Annotated in this window: 16 protein-coding genes; 1 reads left to right on the plus strand and 15 read right to left on the minus strand. The window is 40.4% G+C overall.

Annotation, left to right across the window (positions count from 1 at the left end; translation table 11 throughout):
* Positions 1 to 49 precede the first annotated feature (49 nt).
* The 5 genes from htpG to AAC388_RS16760 all read right to left on the minus strand — a co-directional run bounded on the left by htpG (position 50) and on the right by AAC388_RS16760 (position 5,932).
* Positions 50 to 1,966, minus strand: coding sequence for a molecular chaperone HtpG (htpG, locus tag AAC388_RS16740; protein ID WP_342370961.1), 1,917 nt, complete (start codon positions 1,964 to 1,966; stop codon positions 50 to 52).
* A 101-nt stretch (positions 1,967 to 2,067) separates the two neighbouring features.
* On the minus strand, positions 2,068 to 2,421 hold the full coding sequence (locus AAC388_RS16745; protein ID WP_001060531.1) for a lysozyme inhibitor LprI family protein: 354 nt from the start codon (positions 2,419 to 2,421) through the stop codon (positions 2,068 to 2,070).
* A gap of 186 nt (positions 2,422 to 2,607) precedes the next feature.
* A complete protein-coding gene (locus AAC388_RS16750; RefSeq protein WP_005065804.1) occupies positions 2,608 to 3,198 on the minus strand; it encodes an OmpW family outer membrane protein in 591 nt (196 codons plus the stop codon).
* A gap of 329 nt (positions 3,199 to 3,527) precedes the next feature.
* Complete coding sequence (locus tag AAC388_RS16755) at positions 3,528 to 4,952, minus strand: Na+/H+ antiporter NhaC family protein (RefSeq protein WP_002114813.1); 1,425 nt, start codon at positions 4,950 to 4,952, stop codon at positions 3,528 to 3,530.
* Positions 4,953 to 5,053: 101 nt separating this feature from the next.
* Complete coding sequence (locus AAC388_RS16760) at positions 5,054 to 5,932, minus strand: alpha/beta fold hydrolase (protein ID WP_080591616.1); 879 nt, start codon at positions 5,930 to 5,932, stop codon at positions 5,054 to 5,056.
* Between the two features lie 117 nt (positions 5,933 to 6,049).
* Between AAC388_RS16760 and AAC388_RS16765 the strand changes: the two genes are divergently transcribed.
* Entirely contained in the window at positions 6,050 to 6,535 is a 486-nt protein-coding gene (locus AAC388_RS16765; RefSeq protein WP_005079397.1) for a DUF4442 domain-containing protein, read from the plus strand.
* A gap of 41 nt (positions 6,536 to 6,576) precedes the next feature.
* On the opposite strand, the gene AAC388_RS16770 is transcribed toward AAC388_RS16765, so the two are convergent.
* The 10 genes from AAC388_RS16770 to secE all read right to left on the minus strand — a co-directional run bounded on the left by AAC388_RS16770 (position 6,577) and on the right by secE (position 19,808).
* Entirely contained in the window at positions 6,577 to 6,933 is a 357-nt protein-coding gene (locus AAC388_RS16770; RefSeq protein WP_002115127.1) for a hypothetical protein, read from the minus strand.
* A 206-nt stretch (positions 6,934 to 7,139) separates the two neighbouring features.
* A complete protein-coding gene (locus AAC388_RS16775) occupies positions 7,140 to 7,505 on the minus strand; it encodes a hypothetical protein (RefSeq protein WP_005065793.1) in 366 nt (121 codons plus the stop codon).
* Between the two features lie 180 nt (positions 7,506 to 7,685).
* Positions 7,686 to 11,879 (minus strand): DNA-directed RNA polymerase subunit beta', encoded by a 4,194-nt coding sequence (gene rpoC, locus AAC388_RS16780; protein WP_002114988.1) that lies wholly within the window; start codon positions 11,877 to 11,879, stop codon positions 7,686 to 7,688.
* Positions 11,880 to 11,965: 86 nt separating this feature from the next.
* Entirely contained in the window at positions 11,966 to 16,054 is a 4,089-nt protein-coding gene (rpoB, locus tag AAC388_RS16785; RefSeq protein WP_002114857.1) for a DNA-directed RNA polymerase subunit beta, read from the minus strand.
* A gap of 304 nt (positions 16,055 to 16,358) precedes the next feature.
* On the minus strand, positions 16,359 to 16,730 hold the full coding sequence (rplL, locus tag AAC388_RS16790; RefSeq protein WP_001229360.1) for a 50S ribosomal protein L7/L12: 372 nt from the start codon (positions 16,728 to 16,730) through the stop codon (positions 16,359 to 16,361).
* Between the two features lie 42 nt (positions 16,731 to 16,772).
* Positions 16,773 to 17,279, minus strand: coding sequence for a 50S ribosomal protein L10 (gene rplJ / locus AAC388_RS16795; protein WP_002115099.1), 507 nt, complete (start codon positions 17,277 to 17,279; stop codon positions 16,773 to 16,775).
* Between the two features lie 310 nt (positions 17,280 to 17,589).
* A complete protein-coding gene (gene rplA / locus AAC388_RS16800) occupies positions 17,590 to 18,285 on the minus strand; it encodes a 50S ribosomal protein L1 (protein WP_005065788.1) in 696 nt (231 codons plus the stop codon).
* A 3-nt stretch (positions 18,286 to 18,288) separates the two neighbouring features.
* Positions 18,289 to 18,717, minus strand: coding sequence for a 50S ribosomal protein L11 (rplK, locus tag AAC388_RS16805; protein ID WP_001074682.1), 429 nt, complete (start codon positions 18,715 to 18,717; stop codon positions 18,289 to 18,291).
* Between the two features lie 109 nt (positions 18,718 to 18,826).
* Complete coding sequence (gene nusG / locus AAC388_RS16810) at positions 18,827 to 19,360, minus strand: transcription termination/antitermination protein NusG (RefSeq protein WP_002115092.1); 534 nt, start codon at positions 19,358 to 19,360, stop codon at positions 18,827 to 18,829.
* Between the two features lie 7 nt (positions 19,361 to 19,367).
* A complete protein-coding gene (gene secE, locus AAC388_RS16815; protein ID WP_002114837.1) occupies positions 19,368 to 19,808 on the minus strand; it encodes a preprotein translocase subunit SecE in 441 nt (146 codons plus the stop codon).
* Positions 19,809 to 19,847: the final 39 nt, after the last annotated feature.

A 19,847-nucleotide genomic window follows, 5' to 3' on the forward strand; every position in this document is an offset into this window, starting at 1 on the left:
CCACAAAAAAAAGCCCCTGACAGTTCAGAGGCTTTTTTATATCAAAAAATTATTTCAACAATAAGCTATTAATGCGTTTCACGTAAGCTGCTGGGTCTTCTGGTAAACCACCTTCTGCAATCACAGCCTGATCAAAAATCACGTTTGCCAAATCATCAAACTGCTCTGAACCTTCAAGTTTTTTCACCAAAGGATGCTCAGGGTTAATTTCTAAAATAGGTTTGATTTCTGGCACTGCTTGTCCAGCTTGTTTTAGCATGCGAATAAGTTGAGGAGACAATTCACCTTCACTTGTCACTAAACATGCTGGAGAATCAACTAGACGTGTAGTTACACGTACTTCTTTAGTTTTAGCCTTTAATGAGTCACTTAGTTTCTCAACAACAGGCTTAAACTGTTCAGCTGCTTGCTCAAGTGCTTTCTTCTCTTCAGCATCTTGCAAATCGCCTAAATCAACAGCCCCTTTCGACACATTCTTTAATGGCGTACCGTCAAACTCTTGAACAAAATTCATTGCCCATTCGTCAACACGCTCTGCCATTAATAACACTTCAATACCTTTTTTCTTAAACAACTCAAGCTGCGGCGAGTTTTTCGCTGCTGCTAGACTGTCAGCAGTCACATAATAGATGGCTTTTTGCCCCTCTTTCATACGTGCCTTATAGTCAGCAAAAGAAGTCGTTACTTCATCATTTGTTGAAGTCGCATAACGTAATAATTTTAAAATACGTTCACGGTTACCAAAGTCTTCGCCCAAGCCTTCTTTAAGTACTGAGCCAAATTCACTGTAGAAGGTTTTGAATTTTTCTTGGTCTTTTTCATCTTCCGATTTAGCCAAACCATCAAGTACAGTTAATACACGGCGTGCATTACCTTCACGAATCGTTTTGACGTCACGGCTTTCTTGCAACAACTCACGGCTAACATTAAGTGGTAAATCCGCACTGTCCACGACACCTTGAACAAAACGTAAATAGTTTGGAATTAAATTATCCGCATCATCCATGATGAACACACGTTTTACATATAGCTTAATTCCCGCTTTTGCTTCACGTGTAAAAATGTCATGTGGTGCTTTACTTGGAATATAAAGTAATTGGGTATATTCCGTACTACCTTCAACACGGTTATGTGCCCATGCGAGCGGCGCTTCAAAGTCATGAGTTAAGTTTTTATAGAACTCAATATATTGCTCTTCAGTCACTTCACTTTTATTACGTGTCCATAAAGCACTTGCCGAGTTAATCGCTTCCCACTCGTCAGTTTTGACCATTTGGCCGCCTTTAGGCTCTTCACCTTCAGCAACTTCTTCTTGCCAAACTTCTTTTTGCATTTCAATTGGCAAGCTAATGTGGTCAGAGTATTTATTAACAATCTGCTTAACTTTATAAGATTCTAAATAATCAAGCGCATCATCACGTAAGTGAAGAATAATGTCAGTACCACGTGACGCCTTATCAATTTGCTGAACTTCAAACTCGCCTGTACCACCACTAATCCAGCGCACCCCTTCAGATGCCTCTAGACCTGCACGGCGTGATTCAACCGTAATCTTGTCTGCAACAATAAAACCTGAGTAAAAACCCACACCAAACTGACCAATCAATTGAGCATCGGCTTTTTGATCACCAGTCAATTTTGACATGAAATCTTTAGTGCCTGACTTAGCAATTGTACCTAAGTTATCAATTGCTTCTTGTTGGCTTAAACCAATACCGTTATCAGAAATCTTTAAGGTTTTATCTTCTTTATTTAAGCTGATTCGTACATGTAAGTCTGGATCATTTTCATAATATTCAGGATGATTAATTCCTTCAAAACGTAACTTATCACATGCATCTGATGCATTAGAGATAAGCTCACGTAAGAAAATCTCAGGGTTAGAATAGAGAGAATGCGTCACTAAATGTAAAAGCTGGGCAACTTCTGCTTGGAAACTATAATTTTGTGATGCTTGTTCACTCATAAATCACTCCTTAAATTTTGAAGCTGTTTGTTCTCGAATGCTTTATGAATGGAGTACTTCTAGAATTTTTCAATCCTGAATATTAAAAATTTTTACTCTAATTAAAATGGGCCGTGGCTTAACACCCTATCTTGCAATATCGTATCTAACTGCTTTTGACGTTGTTGGTAAGCTTTGCTAATACAACTGACATTGGCAGCACAAGCATTTCTTTTTTTCAGCCATTGCTGCTGGGTATCTTTCTGGTTATCTCGCCCACCCATAGGTAAAGCATGCAGAACGATTTGATATGTCGTTGCCATTTTTACATCTGCATCATTTAAAGAACGGTTCTTACAAATACTTTTTTCCGTTTTCGTTTTTGCAGCATCGCAAGAAAAACTTGCAGCTTGTAAATTTTGAGTAAAAGCAATACCGCTCAAAAGTGCTAAACAAATCGCTAATTTGTTATTCATGTTTTTATTCCCATGCTTGTAATGAATAGAAATTAGTTTAGAAAAAACTTGCAGAAAATATGTGTAAAACTGTCTGTTTTATGCTTTTTTTAGTGCAAATAAAATCCATAAAAAAACCTCACATAAAATATATGTGAGGTGCCTGAGTCTAGGTTTATTATTATATTTTTCTATTTATTATTATGCTTAAAATTTATAGCTATAACCCAAAGTATAAACAAAAGGATTAATATCTAGATCAAACTTGTAGTTAGCAATTGATGGATCAATTGTTACTTCCGGACTAATATCAGCATAACGTACATCTACAAATACACCCCAGTTTTTAGCATCAGCAGGTTGGAAATTAAAACCAACTTGACCTGCCAAACCAAAATCTTCTTTAACCTTTACCGCTGCACCTTCTTCATCCCAAGGAATAAATGCTGTAGCACCAATACCAATATACGGTGTGAAACGTGTAGAGTTTTTAAAATGATATTTTGCAGTAATTGTTGGTGGTAATTGTTTTATACGTGCTGCATTTTTACCATCTAGCAATACATCATGATTAATAGGTGTTGCTAATAATAATTCTGCCGAAAATGGAGACTGACCAAAAAAGTATTCTACCGATGGTGTAAATGCATATTCATGATCTGCTTTTACCACGCCTAAAGGTGTTGTTGTATCTTCAGATGGAGCAATAACACTACCACCAAATTTCACTTGCCAGTTACCAGCAAAAGTAAAAGAAGACATCCCCATTAATGCAATAACCAAAGCTTTTTTGAACACTTTAATATCTCCAACCTTATTTATATTTATAATAAACATTTATTTTAAAACCATGCAATACTCATTATAAAATTATTTTATAGTTTATTTTTAAACTACTGTTTTAAATAAAATTATATATTATCCAACTATTTTAATAGGTTTTTATCCCAACCTCATTAATCAAGATTATTTTATATTACCAACTATTTTAATATACTTTCAAATTCCGAGTGTTTTAATATAATTTATTTTAAATACATGTTTTATTTAAACAATAAAAAACCTTCTTAATTTAAATCTAAAGATCGTTATTAAGAAGGTTTACACTTTAATATTTTATAAAAACTTTATAAAACCATTGCAGCGATCCAGCCAAAAATTAATAGCGGAATATTAAAGTGAATAAAGGTAGGTACGACTGTATCCCAAATATGATCGTGTTGCCCATCTACTCCTAAACCAGCTGTTGGCCCTAAGGTTGAATCAGAGGCTGGCGATCCAGCATCACCTAATGCTGCTGCTGTACCAATAAGTGCAATCGTTGCTAATGGTGAGAAACCAAACTGCACACATAAAGGCACATAAATAACAGCTAATACAGGAACACTTGAGAAAGATGAACCAATACCAATTGTCACAAATAAGCCAATACAAAGCATTAGGAAAGCAGCAAGCGCGCGGTTATCTCCAATAATCTCGACTACACCATTTACTAGCTGATTAATATCACCAGTATGAGTCATTACTGAGGCGAAACCGGCAGCAGAAATCATGATGAAGCCTACTAAAGCCATCATTCGCATGCCTTGTACAAAGACATCATCTGCATCTTGCCATTTAAAAATTCCGGCAGTAGATAGAACAGCAAAACCGACTAAACCACCCAAAATCATCGAACCTGAATACAGCTGTGCAGCAAGTGTCAAGCCAATTGCGAGCAGTGCCATCAAGATCGTTTTCTTTGCAATAACTGGTGCTTGCTCTGCTTCATGCTTTAACTCTTCAGCATCTGCTTTTAAGTCGGCTGTTTCAACTTGAGTAGTTGCACGAATAGGTTTATCTAAATCAATCGTGGTCACAGGTGTAATCGCACGATCAGCATAAATTCTTGGTTTACGGTAGCTAATAAATACAGCAACCAAGGTGCCTAACACCATACCTAAAACAGGAATGGCCATGCCAATTGGCATCATTGCCCGATCAACATGCAAGCCATACGCTGCCCCAATTTTGTTGATATTTCCCATCAGAATCTGTTCAAGGAAAATTGCACCAAATCCAACCGGAAGAAAAATATAAGTACCAACCAAACCTAGCGTAAGTACACAGGCTGCGGCGCGGCGGTCTAATTTTAAATGGTTCATTACCCGTAGTAGTGGCGGAACCAGTACAGGAATAAAGGCAATATGAACTGGAATAAGGTTTTGAGAGAAAATAGCAGAAATTAATAAAATACCTAAGAGGAGATACTTCACTTTAGTCTGACGGCTTTTCCCAGCTTCCATTCCCAATAGACCAATCAGCTTATGAGCAAGTAAATCAGGTAAACCAGATTTTGATAGAGCCAGAGCAAATGCCCCTAACACTGCATAGGCAAGTGCAACTTCAGCACCATCGCCAAGGCCAGCGTTAAAAGCTTCAACGGTTTGGGAAAGGCTTAAACCTGCTACGAGGCCGCCCACAATGGCAGAAACCACTAAAGTCAGTACGACAGAAACGCGCGCCAGTGATAATAAGAACATCACTGCAATCGCAATAACGACAGCATTCATGAATAAGTTCAGAGCAAAACAAAAGGCGATATTCTAGCAGATTCATATCTATGAAGCCGAAAATATCGCCGAATTAACAGTTTTATGCAGTCATTCTATTCTTAAGCTTGAGCTTTAATAAACTCACGAATATGAGTTGCTATTTTCTCAGGCTCACTCAGAATTGCCCAGTGATTTGCGTTAAGCTCTACATATTCAAATTTTTCAACCCACTTTGGCATAGCCTCAGTGATGTATTCTGGGCTTACAAACGTATCGTATTTTAAAATAACAGCCTTAACTGGGCACTGTGCATAACGTTGACGTGGACCAGTTAAGCGAGGAATAAAATTGGCACGATATAAATTAATGCCATATTTACCATCAGCATTAATATTATTATTTAAAGGTAAATTACTTTTTCTTTCCAGCTGAGTAAGAACTTTACCCCATTTTTCTGGACTAAAAAGAGACCATACAGTTGGTGCTAATAACGGAAGATGGAATGCCCCGATATACCAAGATTTGGTTAAAATTTTTAAGATTTGAGCTGGTGAAGATTTAAATTTATCACGTAAAAATAAAGCAGCATGATCAAGACATGGTCCAGAAATGGTGGTATATGATAATAAACGACCTTTGAACTTAGGCTCGGTGACAGACTCCCAAGACTGAATCGAACCCCAATCATGTGCAGCCATATGGAATTGACGATTTGGTAATAACTCATCAACAACTTCTTGGAGATCTAGAGATAAACGCTCTAAACGATAATCACGTATACGTTTTGGTATAGATGACAAACCAGCTCCACGCACATCGTAAGTAACAATATAGAAGTCATTGATCAAATGCTCAATGATTGATTCCCATACTTCTTGATTGTCTGGATAGCCATGTACTAAAACTAAGGGAGTATTTTTTTCGTCACCCCATGTTTTAGCACAAAGCGTTTGTTGATCACTTGTTGTTACTGTATGAACTTTTGGCTGCATAATCATTTCCTATCTTGTTTTTCAATCGATCATGTCGTTAGTCGGATAGAGCATTGCCATCAATATAAAAAAGATGATACTTATCTAGTATGAATACTGTTGCAATAAAAAAAATTGACTATTATGGCTATTTTAAGAAGACTTCAGAACAATCCTACGATTTCAAAATTTCTATTTAATCACTATCCCCCTTATCGTGGCGCAGGGATTTATATTGAAATCATGAATTTAGAACTTTGCCATGTGCGTGTAAAAATGCCGCTGACTTGGAAAAACCAAAATTTAGTCGGTACACATTTTGGTGGAAGCCTTTATTCAATGGTTGACCCATTTTATATGATGATTCTTATGCATCATCTCGGATCAAAATATATTGTTTGGGACAAAGCTGCCGAAATCAATTTTCTTTCTCCAGGACGCAGTACTGTACATGCAGATATTCGAGTTGATTTAGCTGAAATAGAACAAATTCGTGAACTTGCCGAGAACTATGAACCTGTTTTAAGAACTTATCATCTAAACATTTTTGATGAATCTGGAGTAAGAATTGCAGAGGTTCAGAAAACGCTTTATATCAGACGTAAAAAGGCGAAACCTTTCCCTCAATAAAAAATAAGCGCTGAAAGCGCTTATTTTTTATTTGTTAATTTTTATCTTTTCTCTTCAATCGCAGCGCCAGCACCACCACCGATCGCACCACCAATTGCAGCACCAGAGTCACCACCAATCAGTGCTTTACCTACGACTGAACCGATACCAGCACCAATCGCACTCTTAGTCGTTGTCTGTTTACTGCCGCCTTGGGTATTAGAACCTACGCCTGCACCTACCGCTGCGCCTAAGCCTGCACCAATACCTCCACCTACATGGTTACCTAAACCACCACCAAGTGCTCCACCTGCTGCTGCTGCACCAATACGTTGGTCAGATGGGCTCATATTTTGGCAGCCTGTGAACATAAGTGTAGACAACATTAAAGCAGAAACTAATCCAATTGTTTTTTTCATGACCGTTCTCACAATGATCTGTTCTAGAGAAAAGAATAATCCCCTTTTATGAGGAATTTGATCAGATTGTGTTATCCGTCTGTCCTAATCGATTGATATTTTGTAAAGCTCTGCCTTTTATATTTATTAAGCAAAATTTTAATTATAAAAAAGAAGTCTTTAATCACATAAAGACTTCTATAGTTTAACAATTATTAAGGATACTTTTAGTACTTCCCTTTCTTCTCTTCATAGGCTGCACCAGCACTACCACCCAATGCTCCACCTGTAGCAGCACCAGCGTCACCACCAATAATTGCTCCACCTAATACAGCGCCGACACCAGCACCAATTGCACTATTACGTACGGTTTTACTGCTAGACCCTTTTGCATTAGCCGCAACACCTGCACCCAGTGCCGCTCCTAGACCTGCACCTATATTACCGCCCACGTGTTTTCCTACCGCACCACCTGCGCCACCACCAATAGCAGCTGAACCAATACGTTGACTTTCTGGGCTTGCATTCTGACAACCAACAAACAAAGTTGTAGACATCAGGCCAACACTAACAATCATCATCATTTTTTTCATTAGATTTACTCCAGTCTTCATAAGCAGGTAGCCTAGTGTGTTTTTGTGGAGTATTTATCCCGCTTAAGTAATAAAATAATGGCTCTTTAATATGTTTATGTAATTACAATTGAAAATTGTTATAAATAAATATAAATAAAAAAGGCACCCTAAGGTGCCTTTTTTAGTGCCAGTCTAAACTTAGAATTGTTCAGAGTTTAATGCTTGGCTAAATGCTTGGTCTACTTCGCTGAAGTCATTATGAAGTTCATGCTCTGCAGCTTCTGCTTCTTGACGACGACGCTCTAAGTGGTACGCAAGACCAGTACCTGCTGGAATCAAACGACCTACTACAACGTTTTCTTTCAAGCCACGTAAATCATCTTCTTTACCTGTTACAGCCGCTTCAGTTAACACACGAGTTGTTTCCTGGAACGATGCAGCAGAGATGAACGAGTCAGTAGAAAGCGATGCTTTCGTAATACCCATCAATTGACGTTCAAACTTCGCAGGGAACTTGTTCTGAGCCAAGACAGCTTGGTTCTCTTGAACAACGCGGATGTAATCCACTTGCTCGCCTTTAATGAAGCTTGTATCACCGCCATCAGTGATATCAACTTTACGCAACATTTGACGCACGATAACTTCAATGTGCTTATCGTTGATTTTTACACCTTGGAGACGGTAAACGTCTTGAACTTCGTTCACGATGTAGTTAGTTAATGCAACTTCACCTTTCAAACGCAAGATGTCATGTGGGTTTTGTGGACCATCAGAAATAGTCTCACCACGGTTCACATGCTCGCCTTCGAATACGTTGATTTGACGCCATTTTGGAATCAATTCTTCGTAAATCTCAGAACCATCATCAGGAGTAATTACCAAACGGTTTTTACCTTTAGTCTCTTTACCGAAGCTTACAACACCTGATACTTCAGCAAGAATTGCATGCTCTTTTGGCTTACGCGCTTCGAACAAGTCAGCTACACGCGGAAGACCACCGGTAATATCACGAGTACGTGATGTTTCTTGTGGTACACGACCAATAACGTCACCCACACCAATCGTTTCGCCATCACGGACAGTTACGATTGTATTTTGTGGCAAGAAGTAGAACTGTTCGCCGCCATCTGTTGTATCCAACACGATTGCAGGACGTAAATCTTTACCAGAAGCAGGACGAGCTGTTACAGGCAAGATTTCAACAGTAGTCATACCAGTTGCATCATCAGTTTTCGATGTTGCAGTTACGCCATCAGCGATTTGGCTGAAGCGCGCTTTACCAGCAACTTCTGTTACCAATGGATGGGTATGCGGATCCCAAGTCGCTACGATACCGCCAGCTTCTACAGCTTCACCATCTTTCAACAAGATGCTTGCACCGTAAGGAAGTTTATAACGCTCGCGCTCACGACCTAAATCATCGGCAATACCAATTTCACCTGAACGTGAAACTGAAACTAAGTGGCCTTTTGCATGTTGTACAGTTTTCACGTTATGGAAACGTACAGTACCTTTATTACGTACTTGAACACTGTTCGCAGCAGAAGTTCGGCTCGCAGCACCACCAACGTGGAACGTACGCATCGTTAACTGTGTACCTGGCTCACCGATTGACTGTGCAGCCATTACACCGACTGATTCACCTGGGTTCACCAAGTGACCACGTGCAAGGTCACGACCATAACAACGAGCACATACACCGAATGTTGATTCACATGCGATTACAGAACGTACTTTAACTTCATCGACACCAGCTTCTTCAAGCTGAGCTGCGATTTTCTCGTCAATTAACGTACCGCGAGGTAATACAACTTCATCATCAGATGCACGACGTACATCTTCAGCAGTTACACGACCTAATACGCGGTCACGTAATGGCTCGATGACATCACCACCCTGAATGAATGGAGTCATTACTAAACCACCCGCTGTACCACAATCAGGTTCAGTAATTACCAAGTCTTGCGCTACGTCTACAAGACGACGAGTCAAGTAACCAGAGTTCGCAGTTTTCAATGCTGTATCGGCCAAACCTTTACGCGCACCGTGTGTTGAAATAAAGTACTGAAGTACTGTTAAACCTTCACGGAAGTTCGCTTTAATCGGAGTCTCAATAATCGAGCCATCCGGTTTTGCCATCAAACCACGCATACCAGCAAGCTGACGAATCTGCGCCGCACTACCACGGGCACCCGAGTCAGACATCATATAGATGCTGTTGAATGATTTTTGTTTCTCGTCTTCACCTTGTTTGTTTTTAACAAGTGTATAAGACAAGTTATCCATCATTGCTTTAGCAACTTGGTCGTTTGTACGCGCCCAGATATCGACAACTTTGTTATAACGCTCACCAGCAGTTACGAAACCTTGTTCGAACTGTTGTTCGATTTCACGAACTTCTGTTTCTGCTTTATCAATAATTGTGTGCTTAGTAGGTGGAATGAGCATGTCTTCCATACCTACAGATACACCTGAACGAGTCGCTTGACGGAAGCCCAAGTACATTAATTGGTCAGCAAAGATAACTGTATCTTTCAAACCAAGTTTACGGTAGCAAGAGTTGATCAATTTAGAGATGTTCTTTTTAGTCATCTCAAGGTTGATCATGTCAAAGCTTAAGCCTTGTGGAACAATTTCCCAAAGCAAACAACGACCAGGTGTTGTATCAACAATAATAGTTTGGTGTTCACGTTCACCATTTTCATTGATAACAGTTTGGTGTACACGTACTTTAACACGCGCATGGATCGCAACCTGACCAGTAGCAAGTGCACGGTTTACTTCATGAGTATCCGCGAACACCATGCCTTCACCTTTGGCATTTACAGCATCACGTGTGATGTAGTAAAGACCCAAGACAACGTCCTGAGAAGGAACGATGATTGGCTCACCGTTTGCTGGTGACAAGATGTTGTTTGTTGACATCATCAATGCACGAGCTTCTAACTGTGCTTCAAGTGTCAATGGAACGTGTACCGCCATTTGGTCACCATCGAAGTCGGCGTTAAACGCAGCACAAACGAGTGGGTGAAGACGGATTGCCTTACCTTCAATAAGAATAGGTTCAAATGCTTGAAGACCTAAACGGTGAAGTGTTGGCGCACGGTTCAACATTACTGGGTGTTGACGAATTACAGAAGCAAGAACGTCCCAAACTTCCGGAGTCTCACGCTCAACCATTTTCTTCGCAGCTTTAATGGTAGTCGCCTGACCTGAAGCTTGTAGTTTCGCGAAAATGAATGGCTTGAATAATTCAAGTGCCATTTTCTTCGGAAGACCACATTGGTGAAGACGTAAAGTAGGACCTACAGTAATTACCGAACGACCAGAATAGTCAACACGCTTACCTAATAAGTTCTGACGGAAACGACCTTGTTTACCTTTGATCATATCTGCCAAAGATTTTAATGGACGCTTGTTAGAACCAGTAATTGCACGACCACGACGACCGTTATCAAGCAATGCATCTACAGACTCTTGTAACATACGTTTTTCGTTACGTACGATGATATCTGGAGCAGCAAGGTCAAGAAGACGCTTCAAACGGTTGTTACGGTTAATGACACGACGGTATAAATCGTTCAAGTCAGAAGTCGCGAAACGACCACCTTCAAGTGGAACTAATGGACGTAAATCAGGTGGAAGTACCGGAAGTACATTCATCACCATCCATTCTGGCTTGTTGTTTGAATCTTTGAATGCTTCCATCAATTTCAAGCGTTTAGACGCTTTTTTCAACTTCGTTTCAGAAGTTGTTTGAGGAATTTCTTCACGTAAACGTGCGATTTCAGCTTCAAGATCGATATCTTTCAACAAGTCCTGAACCGCTTCTGCACCCATTTTCGCAGTGAATTCATCACCGTGTTCTTCAAGTGCATTGAAGTATTCTTCGTCTGTTAAAAGTTGATACTTTTCAAACGGAGTCATACCTGGGTCAGTTACAACGTATGATTCGAAATACAATACACGTTCGATATCACGAAGTGTCATATCTAATAATAAACCGATACGGCTCGGTAACGATTTTAAGAACCAGATATGTGCAACTGGAGAAGCAAGTTCAATGTGACCCATACGTTCACGACGAACTTTCGCTGTAGTTACTTCAACGCCACATTTTTCACAAATGACGCCTTTGTATTTCATACGCTTGTATTTACCACACAAGCATTCGTAATCTTTTACTGGACCAAAAATTTTGGCACAGAACAAACCGTCACGTTCAGGTTTAAAAGTACGGTAGTTAATTGTCTCAGGTTTTTTAACTTCACCATGAGACCATGACTTAATCATTTCTGGTGACGCAAGACCAATACGGATACGGTCAAACTCAATTGGTGCATGACCATCTGAGTCCGTTTTCTTACGCATGATATCGAGCAAGTCTTTCAATTTTTTTCTCCGTGTGTCGGGAAGCAACGCTTACCCGACTGGGTCACAAATATTGTTTTTACCTAAAAAATCGTGAGTCTTACGACTTAATCACCATTTTTCAGTTCAATGTTGATACCTAAAGAACGGATCTCTTTGGTCAATACGTTGAACGATTCAGGCATACCCGGATCCATATAATGGTTACCATCTACAATATTCTTATAGATGCGTGTACGACCTTCAACGTCATCCGACTTAACAGTTAACATCTCTTGGAGAGTATATGCTGCGCCGTAAGCTTCGAGTGCCCAGACCTCCATCTCACCGAAACGCTGACCACCGAATTGTGCTTTACCACCAAGCGGTTGCTGTGTAACAAGAGAGTAAGAACCAGTTGAACGCGCATGCATCTTGTCATCAACCAAGTGGTTCAATTTGAGCATGTACATGTAACCTACAGTTACAGGACGATCAAACTGTTCACCAGTACGGCCATCAAACAATACTGTTTGACCTGTACGAGAGATACCAGCTAACTCAAGCAAGTCTTTAATTTGGCTTTCTTCAGCACCATCGAATACAGGAGTAGCTAAAGGTACACCTGCACGTAAGTTGCCTGAAAGTGCCAAGACTTCAGCATCAGTTAAGCTATCAAGATCTTCTTGCTCACCACCGACTTTGTTATAAATCTTGTCTAAGAATTCACGCAGTTCTAAAACTGTACGCTGTTCTTTCAACATTTTCTCGATTTTATCACCAAGCCCTTTAGCCGCCATACCTAAGTGAGTCTCAAGAATCTGACCCACGTTCATACGAGATGGTACGCCCAACGGGTTCAATACGATATCTACTGGTACACCGTTAGCATCGTGTGGCATGTCTTCAACAGGTAAGATGTTAGATACAACACCCTTGTTACCGTGACGACCAGCCATCTTATCACCAGGCTGAATACGACGTTTAACAGCTAAGTAAACTTTAACAACTTTCAATACGCCAGTTGTTAATTCATCACCTGTTGCAAGCTTACGTTTCTTCTCAGCGAATTTCTCGTCAATTTCTGCGCTCTTTTCTTTTAAGAACACTTGAATTTGAGTTAAACGCTCAGCGATTGCTTCATCTGCCGGTTGAATTTCAAGTAAATCAACAAGCTCTAAACCAGATAACACTTCTTCAACGAGTTTGTCACCACGTTTAGTTGAACCACCGCCATTAGACTCTTGGCCTTTAAGCAAACGAATTACACGCTCACGAGCTGCTTCTTCAAAGATCTTGTATTCTTCTTTCAAGTCTTTACGGTAAGCATCAAGTTGTGCTTTTTCGATCGCCAATGCACGGTCATCTTTCTCTAAGCCATCACGAGTGAAGACTTGAACATCGATAACTGTACCTTTTGTACCAGATGGAACACGTAAAGATGAATCTTTAACGTCAGCTGCTTTCTCACCAAAGATTGCACGAAGCAATTTTTCTTCAGGAGTTAACTGAGTTTCACCTTTAGGCGTTACTTTACCAACAAGAATGTCACCTGCTGTAACTTCAGCACCGATATAAACGATACCTGATTCATCAAGTTTAGAAAGTGCAGCTTCACCAACGTTAGGAATATCGGCAGTAATTTCTTCTGCACCTAACTTAGTATCACGCGCTACACAAGATAATTCTTGAATATGAATAGAAGTTAAACGGTCTTCTTGAAGTACGCGCTCAGATAATAAGATCGAGTCTTCATAGTTGTAACCATTCCAAGTCATGAACGCAACGCGCATGTTTTGACCAAGCGCAAGCTCACCCATATCTGTAGACGGACCGTCTGCCAAGATATCACCGCGAGCAACTTTGTCGCCCAAATTCACGATAATATTTTGGTTGATACAAGTGTTTTGGTTAGAACGCGTATATTTAATGAGGTTGTAGATATCTACACCCGCCTCACCAGCAATCATTTCATCTTCGTTTACACGAATAACGATACGAGAAGCATCTACGTATTCAATTGCACCACCACGGTTTGCGATCACACACACACCTGAGTCACGTGCAACGTTCGCTTCCATACCTGTACCTACAAGCGGTTTATCCGCACGTAGAGTAGGAACTGCCTGACGTTGCATGTTTGAACCCATAAGCGCACGGTTCGCGTCATCGTGTTCAAGGAATGGAATAAGTGATGCAGCAACAGATACAACTTGCTGAGCAGAAACGTCCATATGCGTCACTTTTTCAGGTGGCATACGTACGAATTCACCTTGATGACGAACAGAAACAAACTCTTCTGTTAGGTTGCCATCTTTATCTACTGCAGAATCGGCCTGTGCAATAACAGTACCTACTTCTTCAATCGCAGAAAGGTATTCAACTGCATCAGTTACTCGACCATCTACTACTTTACGGTAAGGTGTTTCCAAGAAACCGAAGTCATTTGCTTTTGCATATACAGAAAGCGAGTTGATCAAACCAATGTTTGGACCTTCCGGCGTTTCAATTGGACATACACGACCATAGTGAGTTTGATGTACGTCACGTACTTCAAAGCCCGCACGTTCACGTGTTAAACCACCAGGCCCAAGCGCTGATACACGACGCTTATGCGTAATCTCAGATAATGGGTTGTTTTGGTCCATGAACTGAGATAATTGGCTTGAACCAAAGAATTCTTTGATTGCAGCTGCAACTGGTTTAGCGTTAATTAGATCTTGTGGAGACAAGTTATCTGTTTCTGCTTGGCTTAAACGTTCTTTAACAGCACGTTCAACACGTACCAAACCAACACGGAATTGGTTTTCAGTCATTTCACCAACAGAACGTACACGACGGTTACCCAAGTGATCGATATCGTCGACTTCACCTTTACCGTTACGGATTTCAACTAATGTACGTAATACATCAATGATATCTTCGTGCGATAAAATACCTTCTACTTCACGTGACTTCTGGTCAGTACCAACTTCGTATGGACGACCCAAACGACGGTTGAACTTCATACGACCTACTGGAGATAAGTCATAACGCTCAGAAGAGAAGAATAAGTTATTGAATAAGTTTTCAGCAGCTTCTTTTGTTGGCGGCTCGCCTGGACGCATTACTTTATAAATTTCAACTAATGCTTCTTCACGACCAGCCGTTGTATCTGCACGTAAAGTGTCAGCAACAAACGAACCACGGTCAATATCGTTCGTAAACAAGATATTGAACTGTTTAACACCACCTTCTGCCAACTTCACCATAACTTCATGGCTTAACAAAGTATTCGCAGCAATTACTTCACCATCACGCAAAGTAATATTTTCAGCAGTGATACGCTCATATAAGTATTCATCAGGAACTGAAAGTTTTGTTAAACCAGCAGCTTCCATTTGACGTACGTGACGAGCATTAATACGCTTACCTTGCTCAACAATAACTTTACCGTCATTATCAGCAATATCAAATTGAGCCATTTCCCCACGTAAACGTTCAGGTACTAGATCAATCTGATAGCTACCCATATCAAGATACACAGGTACTTTTTCATAGAACAAATTCAAGATTTGTTCGTTGTTATAACCTAGTGCACGTAACACAACAGTAGCAAGTAATTTACGACGACGGTCAATACGTACGTAAACTAAGTCTTTCGCATCAAATTCGAAGTCTAACCATGAACCACGGTAAGGAATGATACGTGCTGAATACAACACTTTACCACTTGAGTGGGTTTTACCTTTATCGTGATCAAAGAAAACGCCTGGTGAACGATGTAATTGAGATACGATTACACGCTCAGTACCATTAATGACGAATGTACCATTTTCAGTCATGAGTGGAATTTCACCCATATAGACTTCTTGTTCTCGTACGTCTTTAATTGATTTAGTTTCGCGATCTTTAATAATCAAACGAATTTTAACGCGCATTGGTGCCGCATAAGTCGAACCACGAAGAATACATTCGCGTACATCGAACTCAGGTTTACCAAGGCTATACTCAACAAATTCTAAAGCAGCATTGCCAGAATAACTTTCGATAGGAAAAACTGAACGAAATGCGGCTTGGAGACCGATATCTTCGCGGTTTTTTGGAGTTTTGCCATCTTGCAAGAATGTTCTGTACGAATCGACCTGAATCGAAAGTAAGTACGGTGCATCCATTACTTGGGGCAATTTACCAAAATTCTTACGGATCCGTTTCTTTTCGGTATATGAGTATGCCATCTGGAGTCCTCGGAAAGTAAACCAAGCCCGCCTGCAGAACGGGCTCAGAAGGAATTACGCAGGCCGATATGGCCACCACTGTTTACAAATGCTGCAATTTTTAGTGGTATAAAAACGCTTAACAATATTTTTAAAAAAGAAAAATATTGGTAAACATTTGAAATTACTTGTTTTATTTGAATTTTTCTAAAAAACAAACAAAACTAACAAAAATCGAGCCGATTATTGTAACGCAAAAAGGCTGATGACCCAAGAGCCATCAGCCATTTTATGGAGCCGATTTAAAAACCGACTCCTTTTACAATTACTTAAGTGTAACTGTAGCACCAGCTTCTTCAAGTTTCTTCTTAAGTTCTTCGCCTTCTTCTTTAGAAACGCCTTCTTTAAGAACTTGAGGAGCACCTTCAACTAGGTCTTTAGCTTCTTTAAGACCAAGGCCAGTTGCTTCACGAACTGCTTTAATTACAGCTACTTTGTTAGCACCGAAAGAAGTCAACTCAACGTTGAATTCAGATTGTTCTTCAGCAGCAGCAGCAGCGCCACCAGCTGGAGCAGCAACAGCAACAGCTGCAGCTGAAACGTTGAATTTCTCTTCGAAAGCAGAAATTAATTCAACAAGTTCAAGAACAGTTTTTTCAGCAACTGCGTTTAAGATTTCTTCGTTAGTTAAAGCCATGAGAATAACTCCAAATGGATATTGAATGGTGTGTAAAATTGATTAAGCAGCTTCTGACTCGTTTTTCTCTTTGAGCGCTGTAATAAGGCGACCCAATTTCGAAATAGGAGCTTGAAGGACAGAGGCAAGCATAGTAAGAGCTTTCTCTTGGTTCGGAAGGTTTGCAATTACGCTAACGTCAGCACCTTGATAAACTTTGCCGTCAAATGCAGCAGCTTTTAACTCAAATGCTTTGTTAGTTTTAGCAAAATCTTCGAACAAACGTGCAGCTGCACCCATGTCATCTTCAGAAGTTGAAAAACCTAGAATTGTTGGACCAACAAGGTTGTCGTTCAAGATATTGAATTGAGTATCTTGAAGTGCGCGTTTAGCCAAAGTGTTACGTACAATACGTGTAGAAACACCTAACTTACGAGCTTCAACACGAAGTGTTGTTAATTGCTCTACGCTTAAGCCTTGGTAGTCAGCAACAACGGCTGCAAACGCCTTAGAAGCAACTTCACTTACTTCCGCAACGATCTGTTTTTTGTCTTCAATAAGAAGAGCCATTGTAAAACCTCCTAAGGTGATTTATGTACCCAATGGGCACACTCCCAATTCGTAAGCCTTTCGACTTACACGCGGAGGAGGAACAAATCACACCACCGCGTCTACGCAGGCTGGTTTATTAAGAAAAGTGCTATTCGAAAACGGCATCTTTTCGCCTGAGGTCTTTGACGCTGATAAATTCTCATTTATCAATTCAAAGTCCGCCTGACGGGTAAGGGATAAAGCTTTGCTCCACCCAACCAAATAGAAAACATTTCTATTTAAGTTCTGTCCCCAATCAGGACTTTAAAATTCTTTACTAAGTCTAAACTTAGTTAGAAACGTTGTTTACATCAACTGTAAGACCAGGACCCATAGTTGAGCTCAAAGTGATCTTTTTGATGTATACACCTTTAGAAGTTGCAGGTTTTAACTTTTTCAAGTCAGCAACTAAGGTTTCAACGTTTTGACGGATAGCAGCAGCATCAAAGCCTAATTGACCGATCGCAGCATGGATAATACCCGCTTTGTCTACACGGTAACGAGCCTGACCAGATTTAGCGTTTTTAACAGCATTCGCTACGTCAGGAGTTACAGTACCAACTTTAGGGTTTGGCATTAAACCACGTGGACCAAGAATTGTACCGAGCTTACCAACAACACGCATAGCGTCAGGAGCAGCGATTACAACATCAAAGTCAAGGTTTCCACCTTGGATGCTTTCAGCAAGGTCATCAAAACCTACAACATCAGCACCAGCTTCTTTAGCAGCTTCTGCTTGCGCGCCTTGAGCAAATACAGCTACACGTACAGTTTTACCAGTACCTGCAGGTAATGTAGTTGCGCCACGAACAACCTGGTCAGATTTACGTGGGTCTACACCAAGATTTACAGCTACATCCAAAGATTCTTTGAACTTTGCAGCAGGTAGGCTGTTAAGAACTTGTACTGCTTCTTCCAAAGTGTAAACTTTGTTTGCTTCAACAGCAGCAGCAATGGCTTTTTGACGTTTAGTTAACTTTGCCATATCTTATAGCTCCACTTCCAAGCCCATAGAACGTGCAGAACCAGCGATGGTACGAACACGTGCGTCTAAATCAGCACCAGTTAAATCCGGTTCTTTAGTAGTCGCAATTTCTTCTAACTGAGCACGAGTCAACTTACCAACTTTAGTTTTGTTTGGTACAGATGAACCCTTTTGAATACCAGCAGCTTTCTTAAGAAGAATAGAAGCTGGAGGAGTTTTCATGATGAATGTGAACGACTTGTCGTTGTACACAGTAATCACTACAGGAATTGGAAGACCTGGTTCAACTTTTTGTGTAGCAGCATTGAATTCTTTACAGAATGCCATGATGTTTACACCACGTTGACCTAATGCAGGACCAATTGGTGGAGATGGATTTGCTTTACCAGCTGGAACTTGCAGCTTGATATAGCCGTCAATCTTCTTAGCCATTTTAAAATACCTCTGGGTACAAACGCCGCTAGGCTCCCCAATCTTTACGCAACACTACTGTTACAACAACAATGCCCGATAAAATCGGGCGCTTTTCAACCAATTGAGATTAAATCGTTTTTTCGACTTGGCGAAACTCGAGTTCAACCTGAGTTGGTCGATTAAATACATTAATCGTCAACGTTAAACGTGACTTATCGTATTGAACTTCTTCCACCACACCTTTAAAGTCTGTGAATGGACCGTCAATAACAAGTAATTCTTCACCTGGCTCAAACATCGTTTTAGGACGTGGCGCTTCACCAGTATTACGTACACGCGCAAGAATCGCATCTGCTTCACGTTGAGTGATTGGTGCTGGTTTTTCAGGTGTACCACCGATAAAACCTAGAACCTTTGGACATTCTTTAACGATATGCCAAGTATCATCATTCATTTCCATTTCGACTAACACATAGCCAGGAAAGAATTTACGCTCAGATTTACGTTTCTTACCATCCTTCATTTCTACCACTTCTTCGGTAGGAACAAGGACATCACCAAAGCTATCGGCAACAGCGCTACGCTGGATTCGTTCTGTAAGTGAACGCATCACTTGTTTTTCATAGCCAGAGTAGGCATGAATAATGTACCAACGTTTCATAGCTCTTTTACCCGATAATCAACTTAATTAACCAACCCAAACCATAGTCAAAGCACCATAAAACCAATGATGCAACAACTACAACCAATAGAACCTGCCACGATGTAGTGACTGTTTCTTGTTTTGTTGGCCAAGTTACTCGACGCAATTCGACTCGTGCATCTTTTAGCAAGCGAACGAAGCCTTTACCTTGATGGGTGGCGTATAATAAACCTAAAGCCACAACGATACAAGCAAAAATTGCCCCAACGCGCACCCAAACATTATTTGCAGGTGCCCAATACGCTGGCAAATGCTGATTCACCATGGTAGCTAAAAGCAACAATGCTATTGCTATCACCCATAGAACAATATCTAAAGGCGAACCAGAACGAACAACTTCAGCAGAATTATTTCTTTGAGGAATTGGCGCGTCGCTCAATGCGTCACGCGATTTATCATTCGACATTTTTGTACTCGTCGTAGAACTCGCGACTTATTATATGAA

Origin of the sequence: Acinetobacter sp. D009, assembly GCF_038562025.1 — a bacterium.
Taxonomy (GTDB): domain Bacteria; phylum Pseudomonadota; class Gammaproteobacteria; order Pseudomonadales; family Moraxellaceae; genus Acinetobacter; species Acinetobacter pittii.

What these genes read in the sequence shown, in the direction of transcription:
- AAC388_RS16745 (WP_001060531.1), bottom strand. Translation starts at nt 2,421, where the DNA reads ATGAATAACAAATTAGCGATTTGTTTAGCACTTTTGAGCGGTATTGCT.
- AAC388_RS16765 (WP_005079397.1), top strand. Translation starts at nt 6,050, where the DNA reads ATGGCTATTTTAAGAAGACTTCAGAACAATCCTACGATTTCAAAATTT.
- htpG (WP_342370961.1), bottom strand. Translation starts at nt 1,966, where the DNA reads ATGAGTGAACAAGCATCACAAAATTATAGTTTCCAAGCAGAAGTTGCC.
- AAC388_RS16760 (WP_080591616.1), bottom strand. Translation starts at nt 5,932, where the DNA reads ATGATTATGCAGCCAAAAGTTCATACAGTAACAACAAGTGATCAACAA.
- AAC388_RS16775 (WP_005065793.1), bottom strand. Translation starts at nt 7,505, where the DNA reads ATGAAAAAAATGATGATGATTGTTAGTGTTGGCCTGATGTCTACAACT.
- rplK (WP_001074682.1), bottom strand. Translation starts at nt 18,717, where the DNA reads ATGGCTAAGAAGATTGACGGCTATATCAAGCTGCAAGTTCCAGCTGGT.
- rplA (WP_005065788.1), bottom strand. Translation starts at nt 18,285, where the DNA reads ATGGCAAAGTTAACTAAACGTCAAAAAGCCATTGCTGCTGCTGTTGAA.
- nusG (WP_002115092.1), bottom strand. Translation starts at nt 19,360, where the DNA reads ATGAAACGTTGGTACATTATTCATGCCTACTCTGGCTATGAAAAACAA.
- AAC388_RS16770 (WP_002115127.1), bottom strand. Translation starts at nt 6,933, where the DNA reads ATGAAAAAAACAATTGGATTAGTTTCTGCTTTAATGTTGTCTACACTT.
- rplJ (WP_002115099.1), bottom strand. Translation starts at nt 17,279, where the DNA reads ATGGCTCTTCTTATTGAAGACAAAAAACAGATCGTTGCGGAAGTAAGT.
- rpoB (WP_002114857.1), bottom strand. Translation starts at nt 16,054, where the DNA reads ATGGCATACTCATATACCGAAAAGAAACGGATCCGTAAGAATTTTGGT.
- rplL (WP_001229360.1), bottom strand. Translation starts at nt 16,730, where the DNA reads ATGGCTTTAACTAACGAAGAAATCTTAAACGCAGTTGCTGAAAAAACT.
- AAC388_RS16755 (WP_002114813.1), bottom strand. Translation starts at nt 4,952, where the DNA reads ATGAATGCTGTCGTTATTGCGATTGCAGTGATGTTCTTATTATCACTG.
- secE (WP_002114837.1), bottom strand. Translation starts at nt 19,808, where the DNA reads ATGTCGAATGATAAATCGCGTGACGCATTGAGCGACGCGCCAATTCCT.